At 64.4% G+C, this 16,334-nt stretch carries 15 protein-coding genes and 1 pseudogene; 12 read left to right on the top strand and 4 right to left on the bottom strand.

Annotation, left to right across the window (positions count from 1 at the left end; translation table 11 throughout):
• The first annotated feature begins 16 nt into the window (after positions 1 to 16).
• Both FFS49_RS04870 and FFS49_RS04865 read left to right on the top strand, forming a co-directional pair.
• The gene (locus tag FFS49_RS04870; protein WP_039342754.1) at positions 17 to 451 is read left to right on the top strand and encodes an NfeD family protein; all 435 of its coding nucleotides are present in this window, start codon (positions 17 to 19) and stop codon (positions 449 to 451) included.
• 33 nt (positions 452 to 484) lie between these two features.
• The gene (locus tag FFS49_RS04865; RefSeq protein WP_105818659.1) at positions 485 to 1,420 is read left to right on the top strand and encodes an SPFH domain-containing protein; all 936 of its coding nucleotides are present in this window, start codon (positions 485 to 487) and stop codon (positions 1,418 to 1,420) included.
• 240 nt (positions 1,421 to 1,660) lie between these two features.
• On the opposite strand, the gene smpB is transcribed toward FFS49_RS04865, so the two are convergent.
• On the bottom strand, positions 1,661 to 2,107 hold the full coding sequence (gene smpB / locus FFS49_RS04860) for an SsrA-binding protein SmpB (protein ID WP_039342760.1): 447 nt from the start codon (positions 2,105 to 2,107) through the stop codon (positions 1,661 to 1,663).
• 98 nt (positions 2,108 to 2,205) lie between these two features.
• Here smpB and FFS49_RS04855 point away from each other — a divergent pair, with 98 nt between their 5' ends.
• Positions 2,206 to 2,643: a type II toxin-antitoxin system RatA family toxin gene (locus FFS49_RS04855; RefSeq protein WP_039342762.1), complete on the top strand. Its 438-nt coding sequence runs from the start codon at positions 2,206 to 2,208 to the stop codon at positions 2,641 to 2,643.
• Between the two features lie 4 nt (positions 2,644 to 2,647).
• On the top strand, positions 2,648 to 2,971 hold the full coding sequence (locus tag FFS49_RS04850; RefSeq protein WP_039342764.1) for an RnfH family protein: 324 nt from the start codon (positions 2,648 to 2,650) through the stop codon (positions 2,969 to 2,971).
• Positions 2,972 to 3,023: 52 nt separating this feature from the next.
• Here FFS49_RS04850 and FFS49_RS04845 read toward each other — a convergent pair whose 3' ends face one another.
• From FFS49_RS04845 to FFS49_RS04835, 3 genes are all read right to left on the bottom strand, one after another.
• The gene (locus FFS49_RS04845) at positions 3,024 to 4,007 is read right to left on the bottom strand and encodes a DMT family transporter (RefSeq protein WP_137909801.1); all 984 of its coding nucleotides are present in this window, start codon (positions 4,005 to 4,007) and stop codon (positions 3,024 to 3,026) included.
• A 136-nt stretch (positions 4,008 to 4,143) separates the two neighbouring features.
• A complete protein-coding gene (locus tag FFS49_RS04840) occupies positions 4,144 to 4,830 on the bottom strand; it encodes a glutamine cyclotransferase (protein WP_039342892.1) in 687 nt (228 codons plus the stop codon).
• 31 nt (positions 4,831 to 4,861) lie between these two features.
• The gene (locus tag FFS49_RS04835; RefSeq protein WP_105818657.1) at positions 4,862 to 6,082 is read right to left on the bottom strand and encodes a helix-turn-helix domain-containing protein; all 1,221 of its coding nucleotides are present in this window, start codon (positions 6,080 to 6,082) and stop codon (positions 4,862 to 4,864) included.
• A gap of 114 nt (positions 6,083 to 6,196) precedes the next feature.
• Between FFS49_RS04835 and FFS49_RS04830 the strand changes: the two genes are divergently transcribed.
• The 8 genes and pseudogenes from FFS49_RS04830 (at position 6,197) to FFS49_RS04795 (ending at position 16,225) form a co-directional block, all read left to right on the top strand.
• Positions 6,197 to 6,961 carry a DUF899 domain-containing protein gene (locus FFS49_RS04830; RefSeq protein WP_105818656.1) on the top strand — a complete coding sequence of 255 codons (765 nt, stop codon included), beginning with the start codon at positions 6,197 to 6,199 and terminating at the stop codon, positions 6,959 to 6,961.
• Between the two features lie 28 nt (positions 6,962 to 6,989).
• Entirely contained in the window at positions 6,990 to 7,796 is an 807-nt protein-coding gene (locus tag FFS49_RS04825) for a DUF2182 domain-containing protein (RefSeq protein ID WP_105818688.1), read from the top strand.
• Between the two features lie 277 nt (positions 7,797 to 8,073).
• Positions 8,074 to 9,534, top strand: a complete 1,461-nt coding sequence (guaB, locus tag FFS49_RS04820; protein ID WP_011352433.1) for an IMP dehydrogenase — start codon at positions 8,074 to 8,076, stop codon at positions 9,532 to 9,534.
• A gap of 6 nt (positions 9,535 to 9,540) precedes the next feature.
• Positions 9,541 to 10,167, top strand: coding sequence for a hypothetical protein (locus FFS49_RS04815; RefSeq protein WP_137909800.1), 627 nt, complete (start codon positions 9,541 to 9,543; stop codon positions 10,165 to 10,167).
• 116 nt (positions 10,168 to 10,283) lie between these two features.
• Positions 10,284 to 11,903, top strand: a complete 1,620-nt coding sequence (gene guaA, locus FFS49_RS04810) for a glutamine-hydrolyzing GMP synthase (protein ID WP_039342775.1) — start codon at positions 10,284 to 10,286, stop codon at positions 11,901 to 11,903.
• 223 nt (positions 11,904 to 12,126) lie between these two features.
• Positions 12,127 to 12,204: pseudogene (locus FFS49_RS42495) on the top strand (DUF4102 domain-containing protein); the annotation flags it as partial.
• A gap of 801 nt (positions 12,205 to 13,005) precedes the next feature.
• Positions 13,006 to 14,793 carry a hypothetical protein gene (locus FFS49_RS04800; protein ID WP_137909799.1) on the top strand — a complete coding sequence of 596 codons (1,788 nt, stop codon included), beginning with the start codon at positions 13,006 to 13,008 and terminating at the stop codon, positions 14,791 to 14,793.
• Positions 14,794 to 14,974: 181 nt separating this feature from the next.
• Positions 14,975 to 16,225: a hypothetical protein gene (locus tag FFS49_RS04795; RefSeq protein ID WP_137909798.1), complete on the top strand. Its 1,251-nt coding sequence runs from the start codon at positions 14,975 to 14,977 to the stop codon at positions 16,223 to 16,225.
• Positions 16,226 to 16,334 lie beyond the last annotated feature (109 nt).

Below are 16,334 nucleotides of genomic sequence, written 5' to 3'. Positions count from 1 at the left end.
TTTTCTGGAGACCGCAATGATGTCGGGGCATCTGTTCTGGTGGGTCGCGGTGGGCGTGCTGGTCGTGGCCGAGTTGCTGACGGGCACGTTCTACCTGCTGATGATCGCGCTCGGCTTTCTCGCGGGCGGGCTGCTGCAGCTGGCCGGTTTCGCGCCGCACGTGCAGTTCGGTGCGGCGGGGGTGGTCGCGATCGTCGCGATGATCGTGTTGCGGCGTTCGGGGCTCGGCCGCAAGCAGAAGCGCGACACGTCGACGAATCCCGACGTCAATCTCGATATCGGCGCGACCGTTACGGTCGACGCGTGGCGTGACGGCCGCGCGCGCGTGCAGTATCGCGGCGCCGACTGGGACGTCGAGCTCGAGAACGGCGAGCGCGACGATGCGCACGTGTATCAGGTAAGTGCCGTGCGCGGCAATTGTCTCGTGGTCGTGGCGAAACCCGCGGGCTGATCGCCCGCCGATACAACAAGGAGGGAATACTTCATGGATTCGCTGATCATCTGGGTGGTCCTGCTCGTCATCGCGATCGTGATCGTGTCGAAGACGGTGAAGATCGTGCCGCAGCAGCATGCGTGGGTGCTCGAGCGCTTCGGGCGCTATCACGCGACGCTGTCGCCCGGTCTCAATATCGTGCTGCCGTTCGTCGATCGCATCGCCTACCGGCACGTGCTGAAGGAAATCCCGCTCGACGTGCCGAGCCAGGTCTGTATCACGCGCGACAACACGCAGCTGCAGGTAGACGGCGTGCTGTACTTCCAGGTGACCGATCCGATGAAGGCGTCGTACGGGTCGAGCAACTTCGTGCTCGCGATCACGCAGCTCGCGCAAACGACGTTGCGCTCGGTGGTCGGCAAGCTCGAACTCGACAAGACGTTCGAGGAGCGCGACTTCATCAACCACAACATCGTGTCGGCACTCGATCAGGCCGCGGCGAACTGGGGCGTGAAGGTTCTGCGCTACGAGATCAAGGACCTGACGCCGCCGAAGGAAATCCTGCACGCGATGCAGGCGCAGATCACCGCGGAGCGCGAAAAGCGTGCGCTGATTGCCGCTTCCGAAGGCCGCAAGCAGGAGCAGATCAATCTCGCGTCGGGTGCGCGCGAAGCAGCGATCCAGAAATCCGAAGGCGAACGGCAGGCCGCGATCAACCAGGCGCAGGGCGAGGCCGCCGCGATTCTGGCGGTGGCTGAAGCGAACGCGCAAGCGATCCAGAAGATTGCGAACGCGATGCAATCGCAGGGCGGGATGGACGCTGTGAACCTGAAGGTCGCCGAGCAGTATGTCAGCGCGTTCTCGAATCTCGCGAAGCAGGGCAACACGCTGATCGTGCCGGCGAATCTGTCGGATCTCGGCACGGCGATCTCGTCGGCGCTGACGATCGTCAAGAGCACGGGGGCCGCCTCGGGCGGGAAGGCGTGAGTCCGGGTTTGTGCGGTTCGCTTGCGGCCGCCGTGTGCGCTCCGTGTGCGGCGAATCGTCGCGCAGCCGGGGCGCGGATGACGCCCGTGCGGCTCCATAGCCGGACCCTTGCTTCGGCCGAAACGGGCGGCGTGGCGCGCCGCGTGTCGCCCTTGTAGCCGGCACGCCCGATTCCCCGAGCCCAAAGCAACACGGCCCGCTTCGAGCGGGCCGTGTCGTTTGTGATGCGTATCGCGCAGGTCAGGTGCCGGCGCGCATGATGCGTGCCTTTTCGCGTTCCCAGTCGCGCTTCTTCTCGGTTTCGCGCTTGTCGTGCAGCTTCTTGCCCTTCGCGAGCGCGATGTCGCACTTGACGCGGCCGCCCTTGTAGTGGAAGTTCAGCGGCACGAGCGTGTAGCCGCGCTGCTCGACCTTGCCGATCAGTTTCTTGATTTCCTCGCGGTGCAGCAGCAGCTTGCGCGTGCGAACCGGGTCGGGCGTGATGTGGGTCGAAGCCTCGGGCAGCGGGCTGATATGGGTACCGATCAGGAAGATCTCGGCGTGCTTGATCACGACGTAACCTTCCCTGATCTGGCCGCGCCCGGCGCGCAGCGCCTTGACTTCCCAGCCCTCCAGCACGAGCCCCGCCTCGTAGCGTTCCTCGATGTGATAATCGAAGTGCGCTTTCCTGTTGTCGATGATGCTCATGAAAGGATCGGGCCAACTCGTTTAAAATCACGATTTTAGCAAAGCGGGGCGGGAATCGCCCGGCTTGCGTTCTCACTTTGAGCGATGCCGCGCGATTTATGGCAGATGTCCAGAAAACCGTATTGATCCGTCATTCGGCGGAACAGATGTTCGACCTTGTCACCGACGTGGCCGACTACCCCAATTTCCTGCCCTGGTGCGGCGGCGTCGAGGTTCGCCGTCAGGACGAGAGCGGGATGGAAGCGCGCATCGACATCAACTTCAAGGGCATCAAGCAGCATTTCGCGACGCGCAACACGCAGCAGCGCCCGACGCGGATCGACATGGAGTTCACCGACGGCCCGTTCAGGAAGTTCACGGGCTCGTGGCGCTTCACGGCACTGCGCGCCGATGCCTGCAAGATCGAATTCGCGCTGCACTACGAGTTCTCGAGCATCCTGCTCGAGAAGATCATCGGGCCCGTGTTCAGCCACATCGCCAACACGTTCGTCGATTCGTTCGTGAAGCGTGCCGACCAGCGCTACGGGAAGGGGTGACGCGATGCTGTCGATCGAAGTCTGCTACGCGCTGCCGGATCGCCAGACGCTGATTCCGCTGTCGCTGCCCGAAGGGGCGACCGTTCGTTCGGCGATCGATGCGAGCGGCGTGCTCGCGCTGCACCCGGAAATCGATCTCGCGAACGCGAAGACGGGCGTGTACGGCAAGCTTGCGCCGCTCGACGCGCCGCTCGCCGACCACGACCGCGTCGAGATCTACCGTCCGTTGATCGTCGATCCGAAGCTCGCGCGCCAGCGGCGCGTCGACAAGTCGCGCCGCGACGGCTCCATCGAGGGCCGCAAGTGGATGCACAAGGACGCGCGCTGACGCGCCGTTCCGCGGCTTTCGTCCCGATTCGTTCGATCGAACGCCGCGGCGCTCAGTGGGCCGCAGCGTTCGCGTTCGCCGGCGCGCGTCCCGACGTATCGCCGCCGGCGGGCGTGTCGCCGTGCTGCCGCACCGATCCGTAGACGCCCGCGAGCAGCAGCACCAGCGCGGCGATCTCGAGTGCATGCGGCATCCGCTGGTCGTACACGAACGCGTAAAGCATCGCGAACACGGTTTCGAACACGATCAGCTGGCCCGACAGCGTGAGCGGCAGCCGCTTCGACGCGGCATTCCACAGCCCGTTGCCGAGCCACGATGCGCCGATCGCGAGTACGAGGTTCAGCAGCCAGAACAGCTGCCAGCGCGATGCCGGCACCGCCGTCTGCACGGTGCCGGCCGGCAGTGCGACGATCGCGATCCAGACGAGCCCGCCGATCAGGCCCGTCACGACACCCCACAGCACCGACCACTCGTTGCCGCCGAAATGATGATGGCGTTGCAGATAGCGTGCGTTCGCGACCGCATACCAGGTCCAGCTCGCGAGCGCACCGGCCGCGCAGGCGATGCCGGCGAGCTTCTGGCCGAGCGTCGTCGCATGCGCGGCCTCGGACGTGAACAGGTCGACGTTGATGCAGACGATGCCCGCGATCACCAGCGCGAGCGGGGCCGCGAGCCGCCGCAACGGCACGGCGCCGTGGTCGCCGAGGCCCGCGAGCGTGACCGTGACGGGCAGCACGCCGACGATCAGCGAACTGGGCGCGATGCCGATCAGGTGCACGGCGCCGGACAGCAGCATGTAGTACGCGACGTTGCCGACGACGGCGAGCCTGACCAGCGCGACGAGATCCTCACGGGTCAGCCGCTCGAGCAGCGAGCGGGCGGCCGGCAGCGCGGCCGCCAACGACACGAGGCCGTACATCGCGTAGCGGCCGGCGCTCAGCAGCAGCGGCGAGAAGTCGGTCAGCAGCCGCGGAACGAGAAACACCATGCCCCACAGGGCACCTGCCAGGACACCATAGACCACACCGCGTTGCATCGACCGCTCCGAACACATGACTGACGAGCGCGCATCTTAGCGACGCGGCCGCGACGTCGTCTTGTTCATTCCTGCACTCGGCGCAGGGCGGAGCGCAGGCGCGCTGCGCCCGGGAGCGATCACCGCAGGCTGCGGATCATTCGTCGGCCGAATCGGGCGACGCGCCCGCGTTGTTGCCCGACACCCCGGCCCGCGCGGGCCGGCGCACGGCGCGCAACGTGCCGCTGTTGCCGCCGCCGCAGTAGAAGCGGTCGTGGCCGTCGGATTCGAGCCCCGATACGCCGACGCCTGCCGGCATGTCGATCTGCTCGAGCACCTGGCCGGTGCGCGGATCGATGTGCCGCAGGTCGGCCTGGTCGGCTTCCCAGGTGCCGTGCCACAGCTCGCCGTCGACCCACGTCACGCCGGTGACGAAGCGGTTCGATTCGATCGTGCGCAGCACGGCGCCCGTTTGCGGATCCACCTGATGAATCTTGCGTTCGCGGTACTGGCCGACCCAGAGCGCGCCTTCGGCCCAAGCCAGCCCGGAATCGCCGCCGTTGCCGGGGGCGGGGATCGTCGCGAGTACGCGGCCCGATTCGGGATCGATCTTCTCGATGCGGTCCTCGACGATCTGGTACAAGTGGCGGCCGTCGAACGCCGTGCCCGCATGCGCGGCGACGTCGAGCGAGCGGACGGTCGTGCCGCGTTCCGGGTCGAGCGCATTCAGCTTGTCGCCGGACGCGTACCACACGTACTGCCCGTCGTACGTGACGCCGTGTACGCCGTCGACGCCCGGAAACGGGCCGTATTCGCGAAGGATGTCTGCACGGGAGCGCTTCATGTTCGTCACCTCGTCGTTCGTTGTGGTCATCCTAGTCGCCCGGCAGCGGGGCAGGGAGTAACAAGGTCGTCGCGAAACCGGGCAGCGGCGGCGTCATCCAGCGGCGCGCGCGGCCGCGCCCCAGCGCCTGGACTTTGCTCGCCTCAGCGAGTGCGTCGAGCGCGCGCTGTACGGTGCGCTGGCTCGCGCCGAGGGCCAGCGCCAGCGCGGAGCTCGACCACGCTTCGCCATCGGCGAGGAGCGCGAGCACGGCTGCGTGGCGATCGTCGACCGGGCGCGCCAGCACGACGGTCTCACGCACGCCGAGCGGTTCGAGCGCAAAGCCGCGTGGCGTGGCGACGACGTTCGCGAGCGGGCGCAGCACCGCGCGCAGCCGGCCGATCTCGACGCGCAGGCGTGCGCGGTGCGATTCGTCCGCGTGTTTCGCGCGGAACGCGACGGCGACGAGCGCGTTGCGTGACACGTCCATCGGCCATGCCTCGCCCAGCGCGCGGGCGAGCACGAACAGCACGGGCCGTCGCGCAAGCGACACGGTCGTGCGCGCGTCGCGCACCGCGTGGCGGCACGCATCGACGACGAGTGCATTCGACGCGAACAGTGTTTCGACTTCGTCGAGCGACACGAGCCGTGATGTACCGCGCGCGATGAGGCGCGCGGCCGGTGCGTCGAGCACGCGTGCGGCGGTGTCGACCTCGGCCGTCAGCGCGGCGATGCCGGCGTCGCGGGCCGCTGCGCGTGCTCGGGCGAGCGCAGCGCGGGCCGCGTGCGTGCGGATGCGGCGCATCGCGATGCCGGCCGCGATCAGCTCATGGGCAGCGCGCGATGCGGCCGGCAGCGGCGCGGGATCGAGATTCGCGAGCATCCGTTCGGCATCGTCGAGCCGGCCGATCAGCAGCAGCCGGCGTACGCCGAGATAGCGCGCATGCGCGGCATTGGCGCGGTCGCCGTGCGCGTCGAGCGTCGCGCACGCGGCATCGAGCGCGCGCGTCGGCCAGCGCAGGTCGCGCGACGCGAGCGCAATCTCCGCTTCCGCGACGACGCAGCGCGCACGCGCCACGGCCTCCTTCGCGCCGAACGCACGGGCGGCACCGCGCACGAGTGCGCGAGCACGTTCGAAATCGCCGAGCTGCGCCATCGCGATCCCGCGCAGCGCGAGCGCCGGCGCATCGTCGCGCAGCGCGACACGGTTCAGCGCGCCGAGCGCGTCACCGGCCGCGAGCGCGCGCGCGGCCGCCGTGATCAGCGAATCCATCCGAATCCCGACACACTTGTCACTCCCTCCGGTCCGATGCCCGCCACTAATCTAGCACCACGCACACGGCGCCGGACGCCGTGCCCGGATACCCAACGGAAGGAGGAACCCGCCATGACGACCCATCTCACCGGAACGCGCGACGAATGGCTGGCCGAGCGGCGCGCGCTGCTCGACGCGGAAAAGGCACTGACGCGGCAAAGCGACGAACTCGCGCGGCGGCGCCAGGCACTGCCCTGGGTGCGCGTCGACAAGACCTACCGGTTCGACACCGAAGACGGGCGGGCAACGCTCGACGACCTGTTTCGCGGCCGTTCGCAACTGCTTGTCTATCACTTCATGTTCGGCCCCGACTACAAGGCCGGCTGCCCGTCGTGCTCGTCGATCGCCGATGGTTTCGACGGGTTTGCCGTGCACCTGGCGAACCACGACGTGACGCTGGCCGCCGTGTCGCGTGCGCCGCTCGCGAAGCTGCTCGCGTACCGGCAGCGGATGGGGTGGCGCTTTCCGTGGGCGTCGTCGGTCGGCAGCGATTTCAACTTCGACTTCAACGTATCGTTCACCGAAACGCAGCAGCACGCGGGCGACGTCGAGTACAACTACGCGCGTGCCGGTCACGCGATGGACATGGATCCGCCGCCGGCACCCGTCGTGCAGTTCGCGGCGACGTGCGGCACCGACGCGCTCACGTATTCGCTCGACCGGCCGGGGATGAGCGCGTTCGTGCGCGAGGACGGCGCGATTTATCACACGTACTCCACCTATGCGCGCGGCCTCGACGGGCTCTGGGGGATGTACCAGTGGCTCGATCGCTCGCCGCGCGGGCGCAACGAGACCGGCCCATGGTGGCGCCGTCATGACGAATACGCACGCGGCTGAGCGCGCCGGCGACGGGTGGGGGCGGGCGATGACTCGGCCTGCGGCCGGCGCTGCGGGCCCTGACGCGCGGGCCTTCGCGGTGGCGCTCGCGGCCGTGTTCGCCATTGCCGTTGTTGCGACCGTGGCGCAGCACGCGTCGATGGCCGCGATGGGCGGCGCACCGATGTCCGGCGGCTGGATGATGTCGGCGGCCTGGCAGCGGCCGTGCGGATGGGGCGCCGGCCGCACGTTCGCGGCGTTTGCCGGCATGTGGGGCGCGATGACGGTGACGATGATGCTGCCCGTGCTGGCGCCGGTGCTCTGGCAATACCGGCAGCGCGTCGGTTCGCGGCCGGCGGCGCGTTCGGTCGGGCTCGTCGTCGTCGCGGGCGCCGGGTATTTCGCCGTGTGGATGGCAGTCGGAGCGCTCGTGTTTCCGGCCGGCGCCGCGCTGACGAACGCCGCCGCACGGCTGCCGGCGCTCGCTCGCGCAATGCCGTTCGTGGCCGGCATGGTCGTACTGGCGGCCGGCGTCCTGCAATTCTCCAGATGGAAGGCGCGCCGGCTGACGTGCTGCCGGCGCGCGGCGACCTGCGTGCATCCGCCGCACGCGCAGGCCGGTGCGGCATGGCGGCACGGCGCGCGAGCCGCCATTCGATGCGGGGCGTGTTGCGGGAACCTGATGGCGGTTGCGCTGGCGGCCGGCATGATGGATCTGCGCGTGATGGCGGTCGTGACGGTTGCGATCGCCGCCGAGCGCCTCGTGCCGGCCGGCGGGCGGGTTGCGCGGATCGTCGGCTGCGTCGCGGTCGTCGGCGGCGTGGTGATGATCGTCCGCGCGGCCGGGCTGCCGTGAGGCGGCGCGGTAGGCCCGTTCGGCCCGTTGCCGGGCCGCGCTTCACCGTCGCCGCTACCGCCGCGTGGCCCGTCCGCAACAGGCGGAAGGGCCGTTTCGCGGCCGGCTGCGCGAATGGCTCGATGCGGCGGTGAAACGAAAGGCGATCGAAAACGAACCGAACGGCGATCCGAACGATTCGGCCCCCGAACGGCCGAAACCGGCTAAGCCGTTGTTCGTGTTGTGAAAATTCACGGCGCTTCGCGTATAATTCGCTTTTGCGCCCATAGGATTTGCCATGCGTCTGATCCAAAAAGCACTCACTTTCGATGACGTGCTCCTCGTTCCCGCCTTCTCCGACGTTCTCCCGCGCGACACCAGCCTCAAGACCAAGCTGACCCGCAACATCTCCCTGAACATGCCGCTCGTGTCCGCCGCGATGGACACGGTCACCGAAGGTCGCCTTGCGATCGCGATGGCACAGCAGGGTGGCGTCGGTATCGTCCACAAGAACCTCACGCCGGCCGAGCAGGCCCGCGAGGTCGCGAAGGTCAAGCGTTTCGAATCGGGCGTCGTCCGTGATCCGATCACGGTGCCGCCGCAAATGAAGGTGCGCGACGTGATCGCGCTGTCGCGCCAGCATGGCATCTCGGGCTTCCCGGTCGTCGAAGGCCCGCAGCTCGTCGGCATCGTCACGAACCGCGACCTGCGTTTCGAAACCCGCCTCGATGAACCGGTCAAGTCGATCATGACGCCGCGCGAGCGCCTCGTCACGGTCAAGGAAGGCACGCCGCTCGCCGAAGCGAAGGCGCTGATGCACAGCCACCGCCTCGAGCGCGTGCTGGTCGTCAACGACGCGTTCGAACTGCGCGGCCTGATGACCGTCAAGGACATCACGAAGCAGACCGAGCACCCGGACGCGTGCAAGGACGAACACGGCAAGCTGCGCGCAGGCGCGGCGGTCGGCGTCGGTCCCGACAACGAAGAGCGTGTCGAGCTGCTGGTGCAGGCCGGCGTCGACGTGATCGTCGTCGATACCGCGCACGGCCACAGCAAGGGCGTGCTCGAGCGCGTGCGCTGGGTCAAGCAGAACTTCCCGCACGTCGAAGTGATCGGCGGCAACATCGCGACGGCCGCCGCCGCGAAGGCGCTCGTCGAATACGGCGCGGATGCGGTCAAGGTCGGTATCGGCCCGGGCTCGATCTGCACGACGCGGATCGTCGCCGGTGTCGGCGTGCCGCAGATCAGCGCGATCGCGAACGTCGCGGAAGCGCTGAAGGGCACGGGTGTGCCGTGCATCGCCGACGGCGGCGTGCGCTTCTCGGGCGACGTGTCGAAGGCCCTCGCGGCCGGCGCGAACGCGGTGATGATGGGCAGCATGTTCGCGGGCACCGAAGAGGCGCCGGGCGACGTGTTCCTGTACCAGGGCCGCCAGTACAAGTCGTATCGCGGCATGGGTTCCGTCGGTGCGATGAAGGACGGCGCGGCAGACCGCTACTTCCAGGACAACTCGGCGAACATCGACAAGCTCGTGCCGGAAGGCATCGAAGGCCGTGTCGCGTACAAGGGCTCGGTCAACGCGATCCTGTTCCAGCTGGTCGGCGGCGTGCGCGCGAGCATGGGCTACTGCGGCTGCAAGACGATCGACGAGCTGCATGACAAGGCCGAATTCGTCCAGATCACCGCGGCGGGCATGCGCGAGTCGCACGTGCACGACGTGCAGATCACGAAGGAAGCGCCGAACTATCACGTGGACTGATCGCCGATGAAACCGCTGCTGCGAGCCGTGCTGGTCATCGATGCCGTACTGCTGCTGGCGTTCGGCGTGCTGTTCGTGCTGACGCCCTGGCAGTCGCTCTTCAACGCGCGGCAGCTTGCGAACGTCCAGCCGGCGATGCTCGGCCAGGCGTTCGGCATCGCGTTGCTCGGGCTTGCGTGGCTCGCGTTTCACGCAGCGTTCAACGGGGATCTCACGGCGCCGGTCGCGCGTTCGGTCGGCCATGTGTATTGGCTGACCGGCGCGCTGACGATCGTCTGGTCGATCGGCACCGGCAGCGGTCCCGCGCTCGCGGCCGCCGGCCGCGTGCTGTCGGCCGTGGCCGGCGTCGCGCTGATCGTGCTCGGCCTCGGCGGCGTGCGGCTCGCATCGGCGGTGCGCCGGCGCGAAAAAGTGCAGGCGCTCGAGGCGCGGGAGCAGGCGCTCGAGGCGCGCGCGCCTGCGCAGCGTCCGGCCGAGCCGGCGATGGCGCCCGCGTCGTCGCCCGCCCCGCAACGTGTCGAACCCGTCGTCAGCCGTCCCGCGGCATCTGCCGCACCGTCACCGGCTTCATCCGGCTCCAGTCAATCGTCAGGCGGCGTCGCACTCGACGAGCGCCCGCCGATGCAGGATTGACCGGCCATGCGTCGAGCGTGCTGCCTTCCGCCCGACGCCGCTGTCCATGCTATTGACGCAGCGCATGATGAAAATGATGCGCTGCATTTCTTATTCTCTTCATCCCGTCCGCAGCCATGCACGACAAAATCCTGATTCTCGACTTCGGTTCGCAAGTCACCCAACTGATTGCGCGACGCGTGCGTGAAGCGCACGTCTACTGCGAAATCCATCCGAACGATGTGTCCGACGACTTCGTCCGCGAGTTCGCGCCGAAGGCGGTGATCCTGTCGGGCAGCCACGCGAGCACGTACGAAGACCATCAGCTGCGCGCGCCGCAGGCCGTGTGGGATCTCGGCGTGCCGGTGCTCGGCATCTGCTATGGCATGCAGACGATGGCCGTGCAGCTCGGCGGCAAGGTCGAGTGGAGCGACCACCGCGAGTTCGGTTACGCGGAAATGCGCGCACACGGCCATACGCGCCTGCTCGACGGCATCGAGGACTTCAAGACGGACGAAGGCCACGGGATGCTGAAGGTCTGGATGAGCCACGGCGACAAGGTTGCCGAGCTGCCGCCGGGCTTCGCGCTGATGGCGTCGACGCCGAGCTGCCCGATCGCCGGCATGGCCGACGAGGCGCGCGGCTACTACGCGGTGCAGTTCCATCCGGAAGTCACGCACACGGTGAAGGGCCGCCAGATCATCGAGCGCTTCGTGCTGCAGATCGCCGGCGCGAAGCCCGACTGGATCATGAAGAACCACATCGAGGAAGCCGTCGCGAAGATCCGCGAGCAGGTCGGTGACGAGGAAGTGATTCTCGGCCTGTCGGGTGGTGTCGATTCGAGCGTCGCGGCTGCGCTGATCCATCGCGCGATCGGCGACCAGCTCACCTGCGTGTTCGTCGACCACGGCCTGCTGCGCCTGAACGAAGGCAAGATGGTGCTCGACATGTTCGAGGGCCGCCTGCATGCGAAGGTCGTGCACGTCGACGCGTCCGACCAGTTCCTCGGCCACCTGGCCGGCGTGACCGATCCGGAAGCGAAGCGCAAGATCATCGGCCGCGAGTTCGTCGAGGTGTTCCAGGCCGAGGCGAAGAAGCTGTCGAAGGCGAAGTGGCTCGCGCAGGGCACGATCTATCCGGACGTGGTGGAATCGGGCGGCACGAAGACGAAGAAGGCGACGACGATCAAGAGCCACCACAACGTCGGCGGCCTGCCGGAAACGCTCGGTCTCAAGCTGCTCGAACCGCTGCGCGACCTGTTCAAGGACGAAGTGCGCGAGCTGGGCGTCGCGCTCGGTCTGCCGCCGGAGATGGTGTACCGCCATCCGTTCCCGGGCCCGGGCCTCGGCGTGCGGATTCTCGGCGAAGTGAAGCGCGAGTTCGCGGACCTGCTGCGCCGCGCGGACGCGATCTTCATCGAGGAGCTGCGCAACACGACCGCGACCGCGCAGGATGCGGCCGCCGGCCTGTGCGGCGAAGCCGATGTCGGCAAGAGCTGGTACGACCTGACGAGCCAGGCGTTCGCGGTGTTCCTGCCGGTGAAGTCGGTGGGCGTGATGGGCGATGGCCGCACGTACGACTACGTGACGTCGCTGCGCGCCGTGCAGACGACCGATTTCATGACCGCACACTGGGCGCATCTGCCGTACGCGCTGCTCGGCCGCGCGTCGAACCGGATCATCAACGAGGTGCGCGGGATCAACCGTGTGGTGTACGACATCTCGGGCAAGCCGCCGGCGACGATCGAGTGGGAGTGATCTAGACTGCTCCCAAGTCGTTCCGGGAGTTCCGGTTTTCCCTGTTTTTCCGTTTAAAAACAGGGGGTTATTGTCTGTCGAGATCCTCGGCGATCCGCGCAATGCCACGTGGAAATGTCGGTACTGTTGGCGGTACCGATGTTTCCTCCTCGGACGGTCCTGTCCGATACCGTCACGCTGGGTTGACGGTATCGGCCGACGGTATACGTTCGAGGAGGTTTTTATGCTCACTGACACGCAGCTGCGTGCCCTCAAGCCGGCTGAGAAAATTTATAAGATCGCCGATCAGCGCGGACTATATGGGGAGCCGGCTGCAGCGGCTGACACTGAAGTGCTGGGTGTTCGACGCTCCTCTCAAGCGTGCTAACTCCTTAGCGCTCAAAGTGCCTCAGATGATCTCCTGGGGTTGCCTATCGTCGAAGTCGATCAATCAAACGTTGTAGCGCTTCGACGATCGCTCGATCGGTCTTTCCATTGTTTCGGACGTCGTTCAGCCACGGACTGTCGAGGGAGAGGCGCCTACGATAAGCTTGTATGAACATGGCCGGGGTCCATGAGTTCAGGAATGTTCACTTTTACGGTTCACGCTGGAGAAGTGAAGCACAATTTCCCTGGTGCCTCCATTATCGGCTTCGCGCAATTGAGCCAGGGCATTTTTTTGAACCGGAGAGAGCGCCTGCGGAAAGGTCACCTGTCAACAATAACAGCTACATTTTTACCTTCGTATCGAGTGGAATACGAACAAGAGTTGCTCGCCGTTCCGTTATAAGAATCATTCGATCTGAAGCTGGTGGCAATCCTACACTGGGGGATATATGGGGCGAGAATATCCAGCGCCAACGATTCGAGGGGCAATACATCAACCCTGGCTCCCGTTGTTTATACCGGTCGAATGTGGGGTTGGCGCCGCCATCGCATACCAAAGCGAGCGATGGACAGAAAATCCACATCGTGAGCACGTCTACGACGCAAACCCGAACTCGATATTATCGGATTTTCGCGTTCACCCTCTATCCGTTGCGTACTTCAACACGTTGGCCGGACACGCGACTAATGACGGCCCTGCATTGACTGATTTTGGTTCGGATACGAAATGCGGCAGATGAAGTCGCAGTCGAAGGCGACGGCGGTTTCACCTGCTATCACCAAAGGAGGGGATATGTTCGATTTGCCGATCGGGCTACGTACCCGTTTGACCCGTGCAACTCTGTTGACTGCCGGTATGATGTTTTGGGCAGCAATTCCCAGAATTGGAGCATGTGCGTGTCCAGGAGCGACGAACGACGGGATTCCGATCGTCTCGGGCTTTCCCGCCGACATCCCGGGGGGCGCATCCTGTGCAACGCTGACGGATGCGGCGCAATTCGCCTGGAAGGAATTTATCGCCTTGAACTGGCCAGCGGTGGCTCGTATCGACAATGCTCAGCCACGTGATACGGCAGACCCTTCCCAGCTATTCGGCAACCCCGGGTTTACCGGACCGCTTGTATGGCACACCTTTCGCGGGAAGGTTGAAATCTTCCCGGGTCAAGGCGAGCCTCCGGGGTATAACGCGAATGAATCGGACGATTACGGTTACGACGCACGGCCCGCTTACAACTACAAAATCCCGATCACCGCATACCGAGGAATCGCCTATGGCCCGACGCCGTGGATCAACCTGGACGAGAATAGCCAGATCGGCTTGAACCAGATTTATGCAGGGATTCTGTCGCCGAACGTGAAGTCGGATGACGCCCAGATCTTGTTCATGGCCAAGGCCAACCGCAAGGAATACGCCTATGTCGCGGCGAACCAGTTGTTGGGCGGTGTCAGCGACAAAAGAGTGGCCGGCATATTCGAAGCAACGGCGAAATACATCTCGGATCACGGAGACGATCCGCTCCCGCCCTGCAGCGGCTTGATCTGCTTGCCTTACGGCTCGGTCGAGGTCAAGGCGGCCTGGCGACGATTGACTGCCTCCGAGCGAGCATCCGGCCGTTTCTATACAACCCGCGTGCGTTATTACGTCAAGGGCGACGGCGCGGATACGAAGACGTACTATGTCGACGACGATTTCGGCCTCATTGGCTTGCACATTATTCAGAAAACATCATCGGCTCCGTATTTTATCTACGCAACCTTCGAACAGGCGGACAATATTCTTGATGCGGCGGGCAAGCCGGTCGAGGATATGGATGGAAAATATATTGCCAATCCGATCCCGCCGATACCGTTATATCCGAATATTGTCTCGAAAAACGCACAGCCCGGGACTCTCCAGCAATTCTCCTATTCCCCCAAAAATTTCAGCTCGCCGCCAGGCGCTCGGCTGTACTACCAGAACACCGCGCAAACCGGACTCGTAGATGGAGGTCCGATCATTGTCAATCGAAGAATCAATCAGATTCCGGATGAAATTATTGCGGTCAATAAATCTGCTCATGATGCGATTTCCATGTACTCGCAAAAGAATTTCGGTGCGAAGAATTCGGTGTGGTCGTATTACAAGCTCGTCAACGTTCAGAGCAAGCCGCTTACTGGAAAAAAACCGGGAATCGATTACAGTAACGAGGATAGGTCGGTGCAGTCGACGTATTATCAATCCAATGGCGTGATTGAAACGGATTACAATCTTCAGAAATTCAGCGGAACCTTCGTCAACTTCGACAAATTCAGTTTTCGGATTACGGATTTTTCCGATGGAACAAAGAATCAATTCAATAACGTGACGTACAACCATGACTCCGTAAATATGGGTGGATGCATGGGGTGTCATGGAAATGCACAAAAGGCTGGAACCGGGTTCAGCTTTATCCTCCTGCACGGAAGCGTGCCGATGCCGGACCAGGCAGGCCAGCCTGTAACGAAGGAACAGATCGCGCGCTTCACCAAATATTTCTCGAAATGAGATTGCTGTAGTCGTCGACGAGATTTTAAGGGGTTGTGTCTAATAATGAGGCCGTTCAGTTCGCGTTACTCGGCGGTACCCGTATGCGATATTTTTCGGCTTCGAATCGAATGGTCGCGCCATGCGAATGGGGGTGGGTGTGAATATACACAGAGAGCGGCATCGCTATTTTCAGACGACCGTGTCGGCATCGATTTTCCTCGGCTTATGCTGTTTGGCGATGAATGTTGATGTGGCCGAAGGGGCAACTGATGCTGTGTTGCAGGCCGCGAGGGATTGCGACACACCAACGACCCCCTTTTGCGACGCACTGATGGAACCCATTGCCGGGTGGAACGGACATGTTTTCAAGCTATCCCAACAATATCCGTCCACGGTTCCGAACGACGCGCAGCCCTGGCTCGCATTCGATCCGACTCGCGAGCCCGAGCGCTACCTCAAGGCTGCACTAACCTACTTCTACGAAGGGAACATTCGATCGAACGTCGAAGAGAGCTTCGACCCTTCGCTGAACAAGGTCCGCCAATGGTACAACGCGCCATGGCAGGACTATGGCGTCAACGGGCGTGAGTTCATCCACGGGCTTACGCGCGAACTGGAGTCGCAGCCGGGCACGCTCGACCCGCATCAGACGAAGTCATGGAGCACCTACGCCGTCGGCTTTTACAACGCACCTGGCGGCATGACGATCGGGAAAGTGTGGGCGAATCATGGTCTTTTCAACGAAGGCTATGCGATGTTTCCCGAGGGAACGGTTTCCGCCAAGTTGCTTTTCACCACCGCGCCGGTGGAGCAGGTTCCATATCTGGCGGGTGCGCCGGAATGGAACGCTTACGTCTATGTTGAAGACCCGACGATTTCGCTTCGACGCGAGGTGAAGAAGGTCCGATTGTTGCAGATCGATATAGCCGTGAAGGACAAGCGGGCAAAGGATACCGGCTGGGTGTTCGGTACCTATGTCTACGGTGGAGGGGCCGGGTCGAACCGTCGTGGCGCCGGTTGGTACAACGTGTCGGCGGTGGGCGCTATGTGGGGGAACCACCTTTTCAATCCGGCAACGAATCAACAGAGTCAGACCTGGTTGAACGGCAACGTTCACATGACCCATTACGGTCATCAAGGACGCCTGGACGGCCCCCTCGATGATCCGCAGTCATCGTGCATGTCCTGCCATTCAACCGCCGAATGGCCGCCGGCACAGCACATGACACCGCCGATCGGCTCGTCTCCCGATGAAACCGCGAAATGGTTTCGTAATATTCGGTCGGGCACGCCGTTCGATCAGGGGCATACCTCACTCGATTATTCGCTCCAGCTCAATGTGGGGATGCAGAACTTCCTGCTCGCTCACCCCGATCTGTTCAAGACAGTGCCGCTGGATACGATCCAGAGATATCAAGCCCATCCGATCTCTCGTTCCGGAAACGATTGAGCGCGGGAGCAGATTCGATCGCCGGGCATACGGGGCCAGGACACAACCGTCGCGCGGCACGATAGCGAGAAGTGTTGATGATGGCCAAGCGTGGCACGGAGCAACCCCT

Source organism: Burkholderia sp. 4NA327C6 (genome assembly GCF_005502655.1).
GTDB classification, from domain to species: domain Bacteria; phylum Pseudomonadota; class Gammaproteobacteria; order Burkholderiales; family Burkholderiaceae; genus Burkholderia; species Burkholderia contaminans.
The sequence above is the reverse complement of the archived record's forward strand: the minus strand, read 5'-3'. Positions and strand labels throughout refer to the sequence as shown.